Genomic DNA, 18884 nt, shown 5'->3' with positions numbered 1-18884 from the left:
TACGCGTGCACCGCTTTCTTCCTCAATCCTCAAAAGATTGATTCGTTGAAGTGCTCGGATAGGCTAGATCACGAAATGTTGGATTCTATTGATGAACTTCCGTCATGTCAAGAGGGGAATCCGGTTCAAGTGCTTTTTGAATCGCCCCTCCCTTGAGAATCTAACAAGCAGATGTCCGAGATGACTCAACTGACACTTCGATCCTCTCAATAACATCGCGTTGAAAACCCAGGACTTGTTTCATTAAAGTCATTGCTTCTTTCAACGTCAATTGTGATGGTTTGGCCAAATATCGCTTCTGAGCGATGCGCCGTTCGTCCGGATCTTCAGGGACATAGTACCCTCGAAGCTCCCCGTTCTCGAATGCCGTTTTGAATCGTCGTATCCATTGGTCGCCCTGCTCCCGCTCGTGAACCATTGATTTTCCGGTCTTGCGCCGCGCTTCAAGCTGATTCCAGACCGCCCAGCCGATAAAGACCGCCCATGTTTCGTTCAGCGCTTCCCACGATTCTGCCTGCGTCAAATAGCGTGATTCCGTCTCATCCTTTCGCAGAGCAATCGGGGCGATCTCCACCTCTGCGTAACGACAGGCTTGCTGCTCTCTCGCGAAATGCAGAAGCGTTGCTGAACGGTGACCGGTCTCGCCGGATGCCGCTTCAGCCGCTTCGAGATAATCCATGTAGGCATGAAATAGCTCATGGTACAGCACTTCCAATTCCCTGTGCGTCATTTTGCCGAGAGGCCTGAGCATCCTTCCGGCAGCGTTGAAGGACAGCGAACGATTGAGAACCATCCGGTGTTCGCCGGGATGGTACTCGGCGGCGTAGGTCCGAAGATCATCGAAGTCAAAATGAATAAAGTCCGATGGAAGCGTCTTCAGAAACTTCGTCGGTAACTGTAAGCGTTCCGCCTCGGCGAGAAGACGCGCCCACGTTTGTCCTGCACCGGCGTCTTCCTTGAGGGATGCAACGGCGATCTCGGCGAAAAAGGATGGACCGGACCAGCAGCACCACAGCAGAAACAATCGGATTGCGAGGTGACTCATACAGGCGTGAAGAATGACGCGCGACCAAAGAACCGTGATCAATAGTACGGTCCTCGCTCAATCCCCCAGTCTTCTCGTCCACCTTCCTCTACCAAGGCCAGTGTATCAAGAAGGTCCGAGGACACATGGTCCAAGAACCGTGATGGCTTCGAAAGCAACATTCCGCTGGTCTTGTCATATACGTTGATGGGGTACGTTAAAAACAAATGCCGCTTGGCCCGGGTGACAGACACATAGAATAACCGTCGCTCTTCTTCCAATTCATCCTCCGCGAGAAACGAATAGACGGATGGAAACCTGCCGTCCACCACCCAAATCACAAAGACGCATTGCCACTCCAATCCCTTCGCGGAATGAATCGTCGAGAGCACCAGCCGTTCATCCTCCCGATCGGACGCCTCCACATCCACCGCGCTGCCGTCCGGCGGCTCCAGCGCCAGATCAGCGAGAAACTCGTCGATGCCGGCGTAGTTCTCAGCGATCGTGTGCAGATGATCGAGATCCCTCGTGCGCTTCGGGTAGTCGTCGTACTGTTCCTTGAGAATCGGAAGGTAGTACTCATAGATATGATTGACCTGTTCGGCGGGTGGTCGCTCATCCGACCCGGCCAGACCTTCCAGCGCATTGGCCAAGCTCTTGAGCCCTTGCCCAGAACGTCCGCTCACCCCGCGCAGGACGTCGAACGGTCGCTCAGCCTTCATGATCGCCGCGAGCAGATCTTGAGCCTTCTTCGGCCCTACGCCTTCCACCAGCATCAGCACGCGATGCCAGCTGACGGTATCAAGGGGGTTGGCAACGACCCGCACATGTGCCAGCAGATCCTTGACATGGGCCGTCTCGATAAACTTTACCCCACCACGCTTGATGAAGGGCAACCCCTTGCGGGAGAGCTCGATCTCCAGATCAAATGAATGGAAGCTCGAACGAAACAGGACTGCGACCTCATCCAGCGGCACACCTTCTTCCCGAAGCTCCAGAATCTTTTGCGCGATGAAGCGCGACTGCGCATTTTCCCCGGCTGCTTCCACCAGAGCAGGCAGTGGTCCATCCATCTTTCTCGTAAAAAGACGCTTCGTATACTTCTCCGCCGCCTCCTCGATAATACAGTTGGCCAAATTCAAGATCGGCTGGGTGCTGCGATAATTTTCCTCGAGTTTATAGATCGTCGTGCCGGGGAACAGCACTGGAAAATCCATGATGTTCTTGAACGTCGCGCCCCGGAATGCATAGATCGATTGAGAATCGTCGCCGACCACCATTACATTTTGATGCGTCGTTGCCAGCTGGCGGATGACTTCGGCCTGCAAGCGATTCGTATCTTGATATTCATCGACGAGGATATATCGATACTGACGGGAGATGTTCGCCCGAGCCGCTTCGTCCAGCAACAGCAGCTGCCGCAACATGACCAGCAGATCGTCGTAATCCAACAGTTGCTTCTGGCGCTTCGCGGCTTCATAGGCCCTAAGCAGTCGCCCGAGATCCTCCGAGTGATCCGCGAAGTGGCTGAACTCCTCCAGAATGATCTCGTCGAGACTGTGCAGCGTGTTCTCGCTCTTGCTGAACATCTCCATGATGGTCCCCTTGCGAGGAAAGCGCTTGTCCTTTTCATTGAGCCCCAGCTGCGCCCGCACAAGCGCGATGAGGTCCTCCGCATCGCCACGATCCAAGATCGTGAATCCAGGCTCGATGCCGATCGATCGACCGTACCGACGCAGCAAGAGATTGGCCACCGAGTGGAACGTCCCACCACAAACCCGATGACTACTGGTCCCAATCAGCTCACCGGCGCGATCCAACATCTCCTGCGCGGACTTGCGCGTGAACGTGAGGAGGAGAATATTTGAGGGATCCACGCCGGAATCAATCAGATAGGCCACCCGATAGACCAATGTACGCGTCTTCCCGCTCCCAGCCCCTGCGATGACTAACGATGGACCATCGCCCGCCGTCACCGCCGCCAGTTGCTGAGCGTTCAACGCAGCAGCATAGTTGATGGATAACTTGCGTGGAGCGGGATCCTCACAAGGCCGCTTCAACACATAGGTTTTGACTTCTCGTTCCATGGAGGTATGCGAAAGAGGTATCCGCAAACATAGTCACTCAGGAAGGTTCGTTGTATACCATACTCGACCTCCCTTTCCTATCCACCCGCAATCATCCTCCAGAATTTGACGACCAGCCAGACCACGAAAGCAATTGTCGCTATCAAGAGGGCTGCCGTGCCTCCGATGATTCCAGCCACGTAGAACCAATCAGTGCGAGTCTCACGATCCGGTTTCATCGCAGCCTCGCGAAGCAGCGCGGCATTTCTCGCATGACTCCGGAACCAGATCGAGAAAATATCTCCCACAAACGGGACTGCCCCGACCGCGCCATTGATCAAGAGATTGAGACTCATGCGGGCCAGCACAATCCGGGGAAGTTGTAAACGCGTGGCCAGCCCAAGGATGATCGTTCCAATGAGATTGGCCAGGACGTCGCCAATGCCAGGAATGAGTCCTAACAGCGGATCCAACCCGAGGTACCACGACGTACCGGGAATCTTGACCGTCGTGTCCAGCGCCTTGGCCAGAATATCCGCGATCGCGAGCAAATGCTCCCGCGCCTCATCGCGTGGCAATACGGTGACGCGAGGCTCCGACTCTGTACCCCGCGCCGAGCTGAATTCCATTTAGCAAGCTCCCAGACTCCGCAGGCTCACTCTATCGGAAGGGATGGGTAACGGCAACAGGGCGAGAAGATGAGCGGACAATGGGATAAGTAGATGAAAGCATGCAGTGTAAGCTCTTGCTTGGTACCTGCAGGGTGGCGCCCAGTTCTTCGACTCCGCTGGTGGCGTTGATGAAATCCCGAAGCATGGCCTTCCCCTGACCTTCCTCGCCGGCCAAGTAGGCATTGAGAGCTTCGCTGAAAAGGGCTTCTCGAAATCAAGGGACTCGGTGGCCCCCTACCGCCACCGTTTCTTTGAATTCGCGTATGAGTGCCAGGTCCACTCCCGCGTGCAGTTGGCTTTCAGGCTCGCCGCAATTCTGCCGCGCGTCAATGAGACCAGCAGTGATTGGAAACTCGAAGCGTGTTGGGGTGGATGACGGGTTTCGAATTGAACCGGATCCATCGTCACATCAACAATATCAACAAGATAGCTCGGCAAATCACGGCAAAACCGGGCAAGAAATCCGCAAATCTGCAACCGGTTGCAACCAGGAATCAGACCATCAAGACTCCCCTTCATCCAAGGGAGATGACTCATGAGCACTCGTCTCGCCGTTCTCTGTCGTCGCACTATCGCCAGCACCGACAAGCTTGCGTAGTTCATGAACGCGTTGCGCGCCTAACACGAGCGGATTCAGGCGTACTTCACGCTCTGACTGAGGCCGTTGAAGGAATCAGTCCTTTTTTTTGCGACGACGGCCTGCTACGATCAAGGAGGAAACGTGGTTACGGAAGCGACAAGCCATCGGTCGCTGCTTGGATGGGCCCACATTGGGCCTACCGGCTTCCGCGTCAGGAGCTCCGACGTTGGAATCGAGGGCGCTCGGTTCCGAGCACTTCGCCTATTCAGACACTACTCGCTCATCGGTCCTTTGCCTGCAGTTTTGCCCGAATCGGCGAACGACGCCTATTGCCTGGCTATGGCACTCGTAATGTCCAGGACCAATTCTCGCAGGATTCCTTTCGTCGTAATCGCGGGCTACGTGTCCCTACTTGACACAAAGTCTTCGCGTTCCAGAGCGTGCAAGAGGCTCGGGGTAAGGCTGGACAGGTCACCCAGTTTCTCTAACCGGAGCGCACGGCGTTTGTACGCTCGCTCCAATAAATCTCGAACCGCGTTGCCATTGGCGAATCGCACGATACCCGCTCGTGCGACATCTATCTGGGTTCGAAGTTCTGAACGGGCAAGGGCATCGAGTCGGTCGCCACTTGCTGCCGCCATTTGACAACCAATCTCGAGCAGTTCGTCCGTGCTGGGGGAATTAAACTCTACTGGTGTCGGAAACACACGTCGCAGTCGTGGGTCTTGTTCAAACATGCCGTTCAACTCAATGATGTCACCCGCCAGGATGACCACCACCTTATCGCGATGGGCCTCGGCAGCATCAATGATAGCTTCAATGGCGTCTATGTCGTATTTCTCCTTATGCCTCCAGAGCGAGGGCGCGTCGTCAACGTAGAGGACGCCGCCCATCGCCTCCTCCACCCGCTCCCGCGTCTTCAGTGAAGTCTGTCCCACATAACCCGCTATCAAATCCGCGCGAGAGACCTCGATGATATGGCCACGTGCTAGAAGGCCACTTTCGCGCAGGAATACGGCGAAAAGACGTGCAACCGTTCTCTTTCCTGTACCGGGCGCTCCGGCGTACAAGCGATGTAGGCCGAATGCAGACAGTCCGCGACCGCGGTGTCGCACACGCTCGACGCGAATTAGTGCTGTCGTTTCACGCACATCACGCTTTATGTTCGCAAGCCCCACAAGGCCGAGCAGTTGCTCCAAGGCACTGCCGCTGGCAATAATTCGCTCATGCGGCTTAGATGCATTGTCTTCGGAGTCGGGTTTGAAGTCGGAAAGCTCAAACCGCGAGAGTTCCTCACCTGTGACCGCTTTGAGATCTCTCTCGCCGAGGCGAACGGCCTGCCTCGCCAGGGCTCGTTCAAAAATGTTGCGCACGTCGCGCGCGTTACCGAATGTGCGTCCATGCCGCCGCGCTGCAATTTGCTCCACGACGTGATCACGCAATTCTGTCGGAAGCGAGACTCTTTCCCGCTTGCAGAACGAGTCAAGGATCATTCCGAGATCGGTGTCATCAAAGTCTTCGAATTCAATCACGTTTGGAACACGGCTCTCAAGCCCCGTGTTCTGCCGAAGGAATTCCCGCATCTCTGCACTGTAGCCGGCGAAGATTATAACCAGCTCGTCCCTATGATCTTCCATCTTCTTGACGAGTGTATCGATACACTCGTCTCCGTACCCGTCCTCCTTGTGCTGTTTGAGAGCATACGCCTCGTCGATAAAGAGCACGCCGCCAAGCGCAGACTCAATAGCTTTCGCAGTCTTCACAGCTGTCTGCCCCATATACTCTGCTACGAGATCGGAACGCGAGACCTCAATAAGGTGGCCACATTGGAGCAACCCCAGCGCTCGGATCTGCTGTGCATAAAAGCGTGCGAAGGTTGTTTTGCCAGTACCAGGACTGCCCATGAAGGCCGCATGCAGCGTCAATCGTGGCACGCTGAGACCTCGACGGCGACGTTCTTCGTTGACAGCTGCGAACGCTATGATCTCGTGCAAGGCAGCCTTGGCGCGTCCCTGACCAATGATATCTTCCTCCTTGATTTCTGGCTCCGCGCGAGTAGTTGGAGAGGCGGCGGCGCTCGCAGCCTGCGCAGCAGCCAGGGGCCGTTTAGATTGCGCGAATTCATTTTCGAGTGGCGTAACGATGGGCGTCATGCCCACGCTACAGTAGTCTTGCAGGTGCCAAGATTTCTGCTCGTCCATTCGCTTTTCTTCCAAGAGGAGGACAGCAAACTTTGCCGTCTCGGTTACGGGCGTGCGATCTAGCCTCCAGGCGAGGTCGCGATAGCTCTTTCCGCCCGCCAGCGTGCCAAGCTCCTCACTTCCGAGCCTAAACCCGGTGATTGCACCACCGCTATAGGGTTCGCTCGTCGCCCACACGCTTACTCTAAGTAGACCCGTGGCTTCTCTTGTCTGGTTGCTGATTTCTGAAAGACTAACCTCCACCGCAGAAGAAGACTGGAGGCGCATGCCTTTCGCTATTAGCCGCTTCCCGAAAAAGGCGGGTTTATCAAACGCATGTAAATCCATGATATACCAACCATTCGGTGAATCAGAGTCACGCTCCTCAAGGGTCAAGATGGGATAGTAGTAGCCGTTCGGTATGGTTTCCGCAGTGACAGTTACATTGAGGTCGCGAATCGAGTCACCCCCATTCAGAGGCTGTAATTTTCTAACTCCCACGATATAACCGTTCAGCTTCCCCCCCTCGAACGGTGATTGGAGTGCCCACAACTTGACCATGAGTGTGCCGCTTGCGCCCCCTATGCGATTGTTCGAGATGCGCTCAACCCGGAAGTTCACATTGTTGAGGCCAAGTGAGAAAGCGCGATTGCCCTCCATGGCAAGTTGCTTCAATGGTTCGCCTCCATGCATCGCTAGCCTTGCACAAGGTTGGATGCTTGTGACTCCTCCTCCCACTCGCCAGTCCTGGTATTCAACCTGACTCTCTCGGACATGACGTCGGATAGTCTCTGTTGGTGTACTCTTCGCTCGTGACGGGGTAGGTGGTGGATCTCCGCAACCGCTTGACGCTGCAGCGCGATGATCGCGTCCTGCCGCTGCCCCTCCTGAATGGCACGTGCAATCTGGACGAACCAAGATTCAACGGCTTGATTGTAAAGTTGAACAACCTGGCCCGCGCCCCGGCCAACGCGGTATATGAACCAAAACCAGAAAGCGACCTTTAGCACAACAACGATTACAGCAAGACATATGGGCAGTAAAAAGAACCACATGAGAAATTCCAATTCATTCATAAATCGTCATTGCATATGTGACAAGTATGTGTCGATCGGGTCACCATGGATTAAGTGTTGCTCGTAAGCTTCTAGCCATATACGAGCCTTCATTAGTATCTTATAGAGCGCCACCTTAGGGTGCCAAAACTGATCGTTATAATGACATATCTGTGGATGCCCATGATCATCGGGCTGAAGCAAATGCATCCTGGAACTCATTGCGAGGCTTGCTAGTGGCCTACCATCACAAGCCAATAAGGGATCAGGGGAAATTATGTACATCTTCGGCGCTTTGTTGGGAAAACCCTCTAACGAGAGCCAGACAACATATTCCTTCCCACTATTGGAGACCATACGACCGATCACGCCGGCTTTGAGTCCATCGGGATCCTGAATCTTGAACTTGGGGAAGTATCTTCTCAGTGCCTGCTTTTCATTTTCGAGCCTCGTCTTCGCTTCCATGCCGATCATTTCCTTTCTTGACCACAGTTTCCGAAAGCATACTTCTGTTTTGTTGTTATGTACCAATCCACCAGTTCCACGCCCGGTGACCAGGGTGGATAGTTGCTGGGCTGCTTAGAGGCTATCCACTGCGGTGGCTCGTTTGGAAACTGCGAGCCAAGAACAAGCGTAGCATCTGGCAACTCCAACTTTAGGGTTTGTCCGTCATCTGTTGGAATCATTCGGCAGCTTATACCGGCCGATGCGAATTGTTTGGCGATTCGCACGAGGAGTGCCTTTCCTTCGGCACTTGTGAACCACGTGCTCTTGAAAACTTCGTCTGCCAATCGCCGCGTCCCAGGAGTAAAGGGGCCGGGTCGCCAAAATATCTCGCTATCACGACGAAGTTCTTCCTCTCGAGCGTCATCTCCAGATCTCCGAAACGGGCTCACACCTGGCAGACTGAAAATCCGTAGAGGGTCGGGGTCCCTGGCGCTATCTGAAAAAAGAAAGTAGTTTTGGAGGACCATCCCTATGTTCTCGCCTTCGACGGTCGTAATTAACAATAAGAAACGAGACCAGTGTTTCTGGCTCATGCCTGAACGCACGGTATCCATATCGCCCTGACTAGGTCGGTTCAAGCCTAGGCGGTGGTGGGAGTGCCATTCACCGATGTGCTGAAGCCCATGTTGATCGTAAAGTTCGGTCCCGACATCACGGAGATAGTTCTCGTCCTGGTAAAAGCTCGTCCGATTATGCTTGCTTTGCCGTCCAGGACCGATCACATACGAAACGATCGGCGACCCAGTGTGAGTCCAATATCCAAAAAGATCTCCACCGGTCTCCGTTTCGAGATACTGAAGAGCGAGCAAAGCCAAACGGTCCGCTTCGGACTTGTAGATTATGACCTTGCGAAACTCCTTTGTCGGTGTGTCGAGGCCCTCGGTATCCTTGGTTCCTCGGTAACCTAAGCTGCGCCAAAGTTCCCGCATGTTGGACACTCCTTATCTCGGGGAACAGAAATAGCGTACCAGCGTAGAACTGATAGCCTATCGTAGGAGCGCTCCATCGGTTGCCACCTCACAAACTGATCCTCTCTGCGGTTAGCCCACAAATAGAGTGGAGCCGTCATTTCGCTAGCGAAACTCTTTAATGAAGAGTCGAACTTTTCGCAAAGTCGGAGCAGGCATAGACGCGCGATCATATTAGCGATCGGCTGGATATCGATGATAAGTCCGGGCTCGATGGGTACACTTTTATCAGCATAGGCCACACGAACGACGTCTCGAGTTGATGAAATCTCCTCCGTTACAATGCGTCCCCCAACGTGGCAGGAGTAACACGGCGATTCAGGCGGAATTACTTGAATCACGTCACCACCCGAGGCTCGTGTAAATGCTCTCCCGTACAGTGCGGTCTTTTGGCTGCGCCAGGCTGAGTCGTTGATGGCAAAACGGGAGGCGTTGTTGTCGGTTCCCACGATGACACAGTCGGCCTCCATTACGACTTGGTCGAGTTCACCAGCCAAATTTGGCTGCTGTAGTACATCTTTATGAAAACAATCGACTTTGGCCATTGGATTGATGGCAAGTATGTGGTCCCGAACTGCGAAGACTTTCCTCCTTCCCAAATCACGCAGCGTACACACATGCCGCCCTACGTTGTGAGCTTCGATCCGGTCCATATCCCAGAGGATGAAGCGTCCGACTCCAGAGCGCGCTAGCTGGTCGATGACAGCCGAACCGCCACTGCCAAGGCCAATGCAGAGCACTGTAGTGTGAGCTAGAGTACCTGTCTCAAGAATGGGTGCGTTTCGCGTAAAAGCTTGAGCGCCAGTCTGCACGATTTCAACGGTACAGTCGACCGTCTGGCTTGCACTCAGGCGAAGGACACAGCGCGCTCTTGCTGGAGAAGATTCCGTATCGATCAAGACGGTCGCGTGAGGAAGTAACATTCGGCTTGCTTGTTCCTCGCCATTGCGACACTTTAAATACCACTCGAGCGGCAACCTACGTTTGTCCGAAATGTACGAAATTGACTCCGCCAGCGAGAGATGAATAACTTCCGGGATACCTTCCTGTTCATCTCGGAGGTGAGCAACTCCCACTCCGGAAGAACAGCCAGATATCTGCAAAGCTTCGATCTCATGGCAGAACAAGATCGCCTTAGGCTGCAGGGCCTGCATTTTGATCCTCTCTCTTAATTCAGCAAAAGAACCCTTCCCGTGCCATCACAGTAGCTGGCACCCGATCTCGATCTTCTATGACTTCACCCTTCCTAGCCACTTCCAGCGTGCCCGAATGAGGGTCGTAAACTAGTTCTTCAGCGTCCTGTTGCCCCTTGGCCATAGTCTGCAAAGCTTTACCGACTGCATTTGGGTCTCTATTAGTCATGGTTTTCTCCATACGTCGGTAGAAAAGAAGAATAGCGTTTCAACAAAGTTCCTATTCGAGCACTACGAACAAATCCTCGATTGGCTCCGCGTTGTCGTCTGCAGCCACTCGGATGCGGTAGGCCCCGGGCTGCAGTGACGGAACCCAAAGTTCCTGCCAGCCATCTTTAGAAACGCGTGCATCGAACTCGTGCTCGGTTGTCACAGAAGTCTCCAAGTTAGTTAGTACTGCCTGCATGGGGCCTTCGGAGGACTCGCACCGCGCCCGGACGCAGAAGCTTTCCCCGGTCGAGTACGCGTCCAGTAGATCGATACTGATTGCTTCAGGCCCAACCGCCTTCAACTCGCTTATGTCGACATCCTCAAGCGCGGCACGTAACTGTACTCGCACAGGATCAAAGTTTTGAAGGCTAGCGTGCGGACAGGCGACAAAGGTCTCGACCTTCGACTTACTCAGCTCAATGGGAGTCGCCGATAGCCGCGGCACCGTGCCGTCACCGTCTAGCATTGTCTGCCCCTTGTATGTATAGAGCGGCCTCACTCCATCATCGGTCAAGAGGGCGCTCTGAAAGGTGGGTTGGTACGTGCCGACCACCGGAAGTAGCCTATAGCGAGATGCTATGTACATCGGGTCACGCTCATTGACTTTTATGCATCTTTCGATTTTTCTGTGGAATGCGATTCCCTCGCGTGCACGTTCCATGTCAAGGCTACCCAAGGTCTTGATATTCAGGTGTTCGAGTGCTTGCAACTCGTGTTCCTCCTCGCCTACGCATGGATAGATTGGGAGAAGCTGGTACGCGGAAGGAAAAGACTGAATGAGCGCAGTGAGTTCAATTAGCGTTACTGGGCCGATCTTCTTTCGCAAACCGTTGGCGAGAAAGTCGAGCGCCTTGACTGAGCCACGGTGCGGCGTCCCGAGAGTAACTAGCATTTTCGTGTGGCGCCACCCGCCAAGCACCTCTAGGAAGTAGCGAGCCACCAATCCTCCCATGGAGTGACCAATGAGAATGAGTTGGGCACTTGGATGCAATGTCCGCCAGCTCTCCAGTCGGTTCATCGCCACTTCCGCCAGCCGTTGAGCCGAGATGCTATTGTCGAGACGCCAATCGTACGGAAACTCAACGAAATTCTCGCCTGGCGCGACATCGAACTTCGACCTGATGAATTTAACAACATCAGCATAGCCATCTATCTTCCACCAGAACGGAACGATATGAGCATCTGGCAATACCCGAGTCGCAGTGACACCATCCCCGGTCGATGCATCACTCGTCAGTTTCAGAATATCTATGCTACTTCCCAACGAGAACACCGCGCGGCCGATCGCTCCTGGCGAAAGATCCCATACGGGGTGTCCTCCTTTTGCTAGGGCGCTCCCCATAATACCGGGTAGCAGCACGATAACATCGTTCATCGGTGAACCCATTTTGAGGTCCTCTCTGTCTCAAACGTCGCTGTACAGGGCGAAACCTGCCCAGGTACTGGAGGGCACGCTTCGCTCCAACATGTGTCTTTGTGCAGCTTGGAAGGCCATAATCGGTGGAATGCTGGATGCCCGTTGCTGGTGGTAATACGTTGTTAACATTAATGCCGCACGCGCTTCCGCTTTAGGGATGCTCACCAGAACCGTTCTTGCACCCGCCTCCAGGAATCCCGCCGGGATCCCGAGTATTTCATCCGCAGTCAATATGACATCACCAACCTGGTTTGGCCGCCAACCAGTGCTGCATGCGCTGAGTATGACTTCGTCAAATGGCAGTTGGTTGCGCGCCACTTCTGCGGCATCGAGCTTCGCATCGGCTAACAGCAGCCCCGATCCCATTGGCTCATTAGGCAATATTACGCCATGGCAGGAAACGTGGAGAAGATTTCCGCGTCCAGTTACTCCACGAACCAAGTTCCAGAAAGCATCTTCAGTCGCACCTTCGCCGAGCAGTGGGCCTCGCACGGGGATATTGGCGGCTTTGTACACTGAGCGGATCGTTTCAATCTCCTCTTGAATACTCGGTAGATCTTGAAGGCTTTCGAAATCAGGATAAGCTGGGACGCCAACTAGTCCGGCGAGCTGCGGTCGACTCACCTGTCCGTCACGCTGAAGGACAGTCAGATTGGGAAGGATACCGACGGGCACGCGCTCGAACAATCGCGCCCCCTGATGCATCAACATCCCCCAGGGAACCAGGTGAAGGAGACCATGCGGAATCACTACCAAAGATCTGGCCGCGAGCGCTCGCTCTAGTAAATCAGGTGGAATCAGATTCTCTGCATCAATCGCATACTCAACTGAAAAGTCGTGCTTGAAGGGATCAGGGTTTGGCTTTTGGAGATTCCGGGCATAATCAGCAAGCTTGCTCGGGATCTCCGGTGCGAGCATGATCCGTTTGGCGCGAATCTCACCATCATATATGAGGACCGATACGAGCTCCGGCGCATCATAGTACAAAGTGAGAGCGGCTTGGGATCGCTTCGACAGCGTTGCCACAATCGCTCCTACATCGAGTGCAATAGGCTGGGACAGATTACGCCAACGCGTATCGCTGATCCGTATCCGCTCGATGAGGTCTTTACGCTGTCGCATCAGGTCGCGGTATGCAGAGCGTAGCTCCGTCCTCCACCCATCGCGGTAGGCCTGATACTCTAGCGCGTCAAGCCGCGCTGTCAGCTCATCGAACGCACTTTCCAAGTTGCCCCGCTGCTCATTCTTTGCTCGTGGGATGCTCAATATTGCGGTGAGAGTACGAGATTTAAGATTTTCAATGAAGCGGCAACAGTCAGCAGGTGCGTCTGCCTGCAGTGCAGCAGCAATGGCTTGCGAATAGACCGACCGCTTGTCGGCGAGATAAGTGCTATCGAGCCGATAGCCTAGCGGTGCGCGGCGCAGGCTACTGATCGTCGCTATGGCCTCGTGGTATGCACGAAGAGCTAATGTCGATTCGCCTTGCGCTTTCCAAATGGTTGCTTGAAGCTGCTGCGACCGCCAGAGGGCATCCGGATCAAAGTGTTTGTGGGTGAGATCCTCAATGCTTTTGCCAAGGAGCCCTATTGCTTCAGCGTGATCACCCAGTGCGTTCAGACATTCCGCCTGCGCTCGTTTGAGGACTCCCCACTTCGGACGAAGTGCGCCACGTTCAAACTGTGGCTCGATGCGAAAAAATTCTTTGAGTGCGTCGCGATGTTCGCCTCGACCGACTTTGACTCGAGCAAGTTGCCATTCTATCGCCTCACCCGTGCCGAGTTGCCGATATTCATGGAGAACCTGGTTGAAGCAACGTTCCGCTTTGTCCCATTCACCAAGCGCGCGCGAGATCAGCCCTCGATAATACGTGATCTCTACTTTGGCTCTATAAAGGTTAGCAGCACGCATCGCATCGCCCGGATCCCCCCGCCCAGCCATGATGCTCTGAGCCGATGACAAGGCGCCAGAAATAATGTCCTGCTGGGTCGGCTCGCTATCGCCAACGAGCGGTGCGATAATCGACGCCGCGTGGTCAATCTCCTCGCTGGCTCTCTGAAGATCGCCGAGCCACTGCAGAACATCTGCGAGATCGATTGTCACTCGGGCCAGTGCAAGGTTGTCTCCAGTGCTCATGACGACATCGCGTGCCCCCATGAGTGCCACGATAGCCTCGTTGAATCTGCCCTCGAGCGTAAGGGCAGCCGCTCGTGAACGCTCCGTTTCCGCAGTTCCTCTGCGCCCGAGGTGCGCTTGCGATACTTCTAGTGCTTCGGCACGAAGACTGGCAGCCTGCTCGCGCTCGCCGAGTGATTGTGCAAGGTCAGCGTCCACCATCAATCCATTGACAAGTGTCTGGGCAGTCGGAGTGATGTCGAACGGAATCTCAGGGAACCTGCAGTTGAACTCGATCTGCGCCTGCAGATAGCTGCGGCTGTGTGCGAGGTACTTTTGGTAGATTGCATGAGCCGTCGTATATTCACCTGTTGCTTTCACATTCTCAGCATGACCAAACAGCGTGTAGGTCTCCGCCTGAAGCTGTCCAAGTGCAAGGATAGATTTAAGCTTCTTATCCATGTTGGTTTCTTGATTTACACTCGATTTTTTTGGATGAGGGCTATTGATTAAGTTCAGGGTTCATCCTTTTGATTGACCTTATGCTCAATCATACATAGAAGCAACCGTAGCAAGTTGTATGCTCACTGGTACTACGATGAGATAGGCACCACTTAACAAACAGTCCCTATAGCGTTGATGTGATAGATACCCTTGCTTATGAGAATCTTTCGCGTTGGGTAGAGGAATCTCCATCTCACGCCCTCACAACGATGAAGGCTCAGATACCGATCCGAGAACAAACGAGGTATCAAAATGGATACAGGAGATGGATCCAATCAGATACAGGGTAATCCAAATCAGAATAGGAGCGTAGGACAAGCCAGGGGCTAGGCGGCCACCTCATGCCAGGTTACCAGCCCTCTAATGACGACGGTCTGCGATCAGCTCCTATTTCCGCTGGCAAGACAAGCCAAATGTAAATAGGCAACGCTCACGTCTCCGCGGCCTGCAACGCATTCCGTAGAGCTTGAATCGTCAAAGGTGCATTCCCTTCGCTGCGGTTATTCACCAAAATATACGCCTTTCGTAGCTCTCCCACCGCCTTCTTCACCAGGTCCACGGTGTCTCGCCGCATCTCTGGAAGTTCTTCCACTATCTTTGTGTACGGCTCCGCTCGTTTCTTCGCCGATTCATAGGACATCTTGAGCGGCGCCAGGAGGCGCAGGACTGTAAACGGCGCCGTGAAATGCTCCTCCATCCGTTCATGCTGCTCACGTAACGACGGCATGTAGGACCAGTGGTTGTATACATGGGCGACACCATGATGCTCCAGGACTTTCCGATAGTCCGGACCCAGCAAACCTGCATTCCGGATTTCAACCGCGTAGCGATAGTCCGTTGGCAGTTGGCTAAAGAAGGAATCCAGTCGTGAGCAGAACTCCTCGCTCGATATTTCTCGTCGATCTGGCTGGTTGGTGGGGTCATTGGAGATGCCAGTGCTCCACGGTCCCGCGTAAGACATCGGACACCTTCTTCGTATGGGCCTGGATCACGCGCGAGAGTTCGGTGATGACCTCGACTCGAAAAGCGGTCCGGTTCTGAGGGGCAGTATTTAGGACTTTCGCAATCTGGTTCAAGTTTCGTCTCAAGGCGAGGAGTTGCTGATTCGAGCGGGCCAATGTCTCCAATTCAGGCTGTCCGACCTGCGGCTGTCCGGTCAACTTGGTGCGGATCATCGCCACCACCCATTTCGTCGGCACATAGCCTTCGTGACTGGCCATCCGCTTCAAGGCCGCTAATTCCGATGTCGTGAGATGCACTTCCATGCGAGCGATCGCTCGTTCTTGCTTGGGCGAGACGCGACTCCTAGGCAGAGGAGCCCGTGTCGCTCTCCGGTCCATGGCCTGTCAAAGGGCGTTCCGCAGGGCATGGCTCGGGGTGATCCCGTGGGCCTGACACCAGGCCTGCCAGGGTGCTTTCAGTTACCCCAGATCCACCGTGACTGTGGTCATCCGTTCTACCGTCTGCCCCATCAGCTCACCTACACCAACCTCAGTTGAAACAACACCCTGCCCTCCTCACCCACCGGTGTCGGAATCTGGGCATCGGAGAGAGTCCTGAGTAGCCCAGGATCGGGAGCGCTAAGAGCATGGAAACAACAATACAACAAACCCATAATGTAAGACAACTACGGGCAAAAGCCATATCCCGCCAACCTCTTAAAAAAGGATAAGAAGAAAGGAAAGAAGAAAGAGATCCTAGGCTCTTCCCCCACCTCATAAAATCCGTCAAATATGTGCAAAACGCAGTACTAACGGGATCGTCAAAGCACTGACTCGGCGGGTCTAGCGCGCAAGGGAGGAAGAATTGATCTTTGGGACTGGGATCTGTAGGCTGACGCCTAGTTGGAGCGACACAGATGACAACGGCGTATGAACAGACGATTCTTCAGAAACTTCGGCATCTTCCTCCAGAACGTGTAGCCGAGGTGGAAGACTTCGTGGATTTTCTTGCCCACCGTCAGGCCGAAACGCGGAGTCTGACGCAGGCCGCCGGCGACCTCGCCACCGCCGCCTTCGCACGGGTTTGGGACAACCCCGCTGACGCCGACTATGACCGGTTCTGACGTTGGGGATGTGGTCTGAGTCCCTTTCCCTTCACGGACCAGTCCGCCATCAAACGCCGCCCCGCCGTCGTGGTCAGCAGCCCGGCCTATCATCAGGCCCACCCCGATCTCCCGATCATGGCGGTTACCAGTCGCCAACCCTCTCTCCTCTCCGTGGGTGAGGTAGAGGTGAAAGACTCGCAGGAGGTCGTCCAGCTCCTCGCTCTGGTGACAACTGGCACTTCCGTACAAGGTCACATGAGGTGGAGGGCGCAGGACTCAATGAGACGCAAACCGAGTGGGGGATGCCGTTCTGCCTCACGGTCTGAAGGCGGGCATCGCTCGCATCATAAACTCATCGAACAAGGGCACCGTGAAGGCCATGTCGCCATGTGCCGGACTGAAGACCATCCCTTTCCTGATCAATTTCGCGCGGACCGGCCCGAGACTCGTGACCTTCACTTTCAAGATATCGGCGATGTCGCCCGTGCGATGAGCCCCAGGCCCGAGTTCGGCCATGGCTCGTAAGAAATTCTTTTCACTCGGCGTGAGCCGGTCAAAGCGCACGCGGAAAAAGTTTTTGTCCAGTCGCGGCATGACCGTCGTCGTCGCGTTCTTGACGACCTCCAGACTGATTGGACTCGACGTCGCGAGATTCCACGCCTGGTAGCCCCACTCCTGAAGAAAGTACGGGTACCCCTTCGTGAGTCGAAACACTTCCTTCAGGGCTTTCGGCTCGAATGAGACCCCTGCGGCGCGAGCTGGCTCTTGGAGTGCCTTTGCCGTGTCATCCTCTGACAGGGCGCCAATATCCGGGAAGCTGAAGAGCCGCTCGGCATAGGATTTCGACTCCCCGGCCAGGCCCGGGAGGATGGAGAGACCGGCTCCCAGCAACACTAGCGGGAGTTGCCGTTGCTGTACCTTGTGCATCGCCATGATGACTGCAGCCAGTTCCGTTGGGTTGAAGTACTGCAGTTCATCGATGAGAACCGCGACGGCGCTCGCCCGTTCCTCGGCCGCTTCGGCGACGGCGACAAAGAGGTTCGGAAGATCAATCTCCAGGTCACCGCTATCAGCCGTGCCTTTCTCGGGCTCAATATCCAGGCCGACACTCACATCCCCGACCGTGACCTTCAGTGCGCTCACAAAACTCCGGAGCACGGCTAACCCTCGTTTGACCTTATTCCCTGCTCCAGTCACTCGATTCAGATCGTACAGCAGGGTTCGCAGATGTGGCGCAATCAGTGGCCCAAGTGGCTTGTCCTCGTGTGCCTCAATGGAAAGTGTCCGATATCCGTCTGCTTTGGCTAGTCGCTCGATTTCGTTCAGCAACACCGTCTTGCCGACTCCCCGCAACCCGGTGAGCAGCATACTTTTTTCAGGCCGCTTCGCCTTGATGCGACCCAGGAGAATGCGTGCTTGTTCGAGGATTGGGTCACGCCCTACCAGTTCAGGGGGAGGCGATCCAGCCCCGGGTGAAAAGGGATTTTTGATGGGGTCCATGTATAGGAATTTATACCTGGTTATACCTGATTTCAAGTATAAATTGGTAAACTTGGTATAAATGCCGGTGCTGACCTAACCTGAAGACCTTCACGTACCATCAAGAAATCTGCGAAACCAAAGGTGCACAGCATACACGATCACGTGCGCCTGGACCAGTTTGTAACGTGCTTCGTGAAACAGGTCGCAACCGTATCCCATTGTCGCAGCAGGTTGGCGATACTCAGACGTGGGATGAGATCGTCCTGTGGCCTGCGTCTCCGTCTTACGTCACAAGAATCGTCTCTCGTGCTGTCGTCATGATCAGACTCCACCCGTAAAGGTACTATTGGAGAAAGCCAACCGTGCTTTCTCGTGAAGCATGTTACTGATGAACAGTGTGTTGCCATCCGCTCTTTTCCTTTCAGCTCCTCCGCGACTCTCTCTGAAGACCTGTCCGATGTAGGAACGGCCTCACAGAGTGGACTCACACACCGACCTCTTCTCAACATCGTGTTGCGCCCCTCACCGACGCTGGGGGCGCAACACATCTTCTGAATCTGTGGCCACACACGACTGCATCCGTGACACCGTCCGCGGTGGCGCGGTTGCTACGGGCGTGCCACACCCCCTGATGGGCGACGCACGGTCGAGCCGCGTTGCGCGACACGACGGTGCGCCGAGCTGGCACGGCGTCTCCGGACGCGGTGTCTCAGATGCGTAGCTGCCGAAGCCACTCACCCGGCCTCCCCTACTTTTTCGGTATGGTCAAAAATTCTGGACCATCTCATAAGTGCCACGGTGCCACACGCTTTCTGCGTCTCCTGTATTAGGCGAACAGCATGACGGCACAGCAGCGCTCGTGTGGCGG

The 18884-nt window shown here is 54.8% G+C and carries 13 protein-coding genes; 1 reads left to right on the top strand and 12 read right to left on the bottom strand.

The genetic code is table 11. The annotated features are described in order from the left end of the window. Positions 1 to 160 precede the first annotated feature (160 nt). The 11 genes from P0119_17235 to P0119_17185 form a co-directional block, all read right to left on the bottom strand. On the bottom strand, positions 161 to 1045 hold the full coding sequence (locus tag P0119_17235) for a hypothetical protein (GenBank protein ID MDF0667796.1): 885 nt from the start codon (positions 1043 to 1045) through the stop codon (positions 161 to 163). Positions 1046 to 1083: 38 nt separating this feature from the next. Beyond that, the gene (locus P0119_17230) at positions 1084 to 3111 is read right to left on the bottom strand and encodes an ATP-dependent helicase (protein ID MDF0667795.1); all 2028 of its coding nucleotides are present in this window, start codon (positions 3109 to 3111) and stop codon (positions 1084 to 1086) included. Positions 3112 to 3188: 77 nt separating this feature from the next. Beyond that, the gene (locus P0119_17225) at positions 3189 to 3719 is read right to left on the bottom strand and encodes a DUF4112 domain-containing protein (protein ID MDF0667794.1); all 531 of its coding nucleotides are present in this window, start codon (positions 3717 to 3719) and stop codon (positions 3189 to 3191) included. A 1020-nt stretch (positions 3720 to 4739) separates the two neighbouring features. After that, positions 4740 to 7196 carry an AAA family ATPase gene (locus tag P0119_17220; GenBank protein ID MDF0667793.1) on the bottom strand — a complete coding sequence of 819 codons (2457 nt, stop codon included), beginning with the start codon at positions 7194 to 7196 and terminating at the stop codon, positions 4740 to 4742. 407 nt (positions 7197 to 7603) lie between these two features. Continuing rightward, positions 7604 to 8041 carry a hypothetical protein gene (locus P0119_17215; GenBank protein MDF0667792.1) on the bottom strand — a complete coding sequence of 146 codons (438 nt, stop codon included), beginning with the start codon at positions 8039 to 8041 and terminating at the stop codon, positions 7604 to 7606. Positions 8042 to 8987: 946 nt separating this feature from the next. Continuing rightward, positions 8988 to 10205 (bottom strand): ThiF family adenylyltransferase, encoded by a 1218-nt coding sequence (locus P0119_17210; protein MDF0667791.1) that lies wholly within the window; start codon positions 10203 to 10205, stop codon positions 8988 to 8990. Between the two features lie 19 nt (positions 10206 to 10224). After that, entirely contained in the window at positions 10225 to 10413 is a 189-nt protein-coding gene (locus P0119_17205) for a hypothetical protein (protein ID MDF0667790.1), read from the bottom strand. A 51-nt stretch (positions 10414 to 10464) separates the two neighbouring features. After that, positions 10465 to 11829 (bottom strand): hypothetical protein, encoded by a 1365-nt coding sequence (locus tag P0119_17200; GenBank protein ID MDF0667789.1) that lies wholly within the window; start codon positions 11827 to 11829, stop codon positions 10465 to 10467. A 30-nt stretch (positions 11830 to 11859) separates the two neighbouring features. Then, positions 11860 to 14445, bottom strand: coding sequence for a CHAT domain-containing protein (locus tag P0119_17195; protein ID MDF0667788.1), 2586 nt, complete (start codon positions 14443 to 14445; stop codon positions 11860 to 11862). A gap of 472 nt (positions 14446 to 14917) precedes the next feature. Continuing rightward, complete coding sequence (locus tag P0119_17190; protein ID MDF0667787.1) at positions 14918 to 15448, bottom strand: DUF72 domain-containing protein; 531 nt, start codon at positions 15446 to 15448, stop codon at positions 14918 to 14920. After that, the gene (locus P0119_17185) at positions 15408 to 15752 is read right to left on the bottom strand and encodes a hypothetical protein (GenBank protein MDF0667786.1); all 345 of its coding nucleotides are present in this window, start codon (positions 15750 to 15752) and stop codon (positions 15408 to 15410) included. The genes P0119_17190 and P0119_17185 overlap by 41 nt, the downstream gene beginning before the upstream one ends. A gap of 593 nt (positions 15753 to 16345) precedes the next feature. On the opposite strand from P0119_17185, the gene P0119_17180 reads away from it, so the two are divergent. Next, entirely contained in the window at positions 16346 to 16552 is a 207-nt protein-coding gene (locus P0119_17180; GenBank protein ID MDF0667785.1) for a DUF2281 domain-containing protein, read from the top strand. A gap of 297 nt (positions 16553 to 16849) precedes the next feature. On the opposite strand, the gene P0119_17175 is transcribed toward P0119_17180, so the two are convergent. Further along, positions 16850 to 18034, bottom strand: coding sequence for an ATP-binding protein (locus P0119_17175; protein ID MDF0667784.1), 1185 nt, complete (start codon positions 18032 to 18034; stop codon positions 16850 to 16852). Positions 18035 to 18884 lie beyond the last annotated feature (850 nt).

It is taken from the genome of Nitrospira sp., from assembly GCA_029194665.1.
Lineage (GTDB): Bacteria > Nitrospirota > Nitrospiria > Nitrospirales > Nitrospiraceae > Nitrospira_D.
Note: the sequence above shows the minus strand (reverse complement) of the source record. Positions and strands in the feature narration are given on the sequence as shown.

Excerpts from the sequence above, each read along its gene's own strand:
- P0119_17235 (MDF0667796.1), bottom strand. The coding sequence starts at position 1,045 with ATGAGTCACCTCGCAATCCGATTGTTTCTGCTGTGGTGCTGCTGGTCC.
- P0119_17200 (MDF0667789.1), bottom strand. The coding sequence starts at position 11,829 with ATGAACGATGTTATCGTGCTGCTACCCGGTATTATGGGGAGCGCCCTA.
- P0119_17215 (MDF0667792.1), bottom strand. The coding sequence starts at position 8,041 with ATGGAAGCGAAGACGAGGCTCGAAAATGAAAAGCAGGCACTGAGAAGA.
- P0119_17225 (MDF0667794.1), bottom strand. The coding sequence starts at position 3,719 with ATGGAATTCAGCTCGGCGCGGGGTACAGAGTCGGAGCCTCGCGTCACC.
- P0119_17195 (MDF0667788.1), bottom strand. The coding sequence starts at position 14,445 with ATGGATAAGAAGCTTAAATCTATCCTTGCACTTGGACAGCTTCAGGCG.
- P0119_17190 (MDF0667787.1), bottom strand. The coding sequence starts at position 15,448 with ATGTCTTACGCGGGACCGTGGAGCACTGGCATCTCCAATGACCCCACC.
- P0119_17180 (MDF0667785.1), top strand. The coding sequence starts at position 16,346 with ATGACAACGGCGTATGAACAGACGATTCTTCAGAAACTTCGGCATCTT.
- P0119_17205 (MDF0667790.1), bottom strand. The coding sequence starts at position 10,413 with ATGACTAATAGAGACCCAAATGCAGTCGGTAAAGCTTTGCAGACTATG.
- P0119_17230 (MDF0667795.1), bottom strand. The coding sequence starts at position 3,111 with ATGGAACGAGAAGTCAAAACCTATGTGTTGAAGCGGCCTTGTGAGGAT.
- P0119_17210 (MDF0667791.1), bottom strand. The coding sequence starts at position 10,205 with ATGCAGGCCCTGCAGCCTAAGGCGATCTTGTTCTGCCATGAGATCGAA.
- P0119_17175 (MDF0667784.1), bottom strand. The coding sequence starts at position 18,034 with ATGGACCCCATCAAAAATCCCTTTTCACCCGGGGCTGGATCGCCTCCC.
- P0119_17185 (MDF0667786.1), bottom strand. The coding sequence starts at position 15,752 with ATGGAAGTGCATCTCACGACATCGGAATTAGCGGCCTTGAAGCGGATG.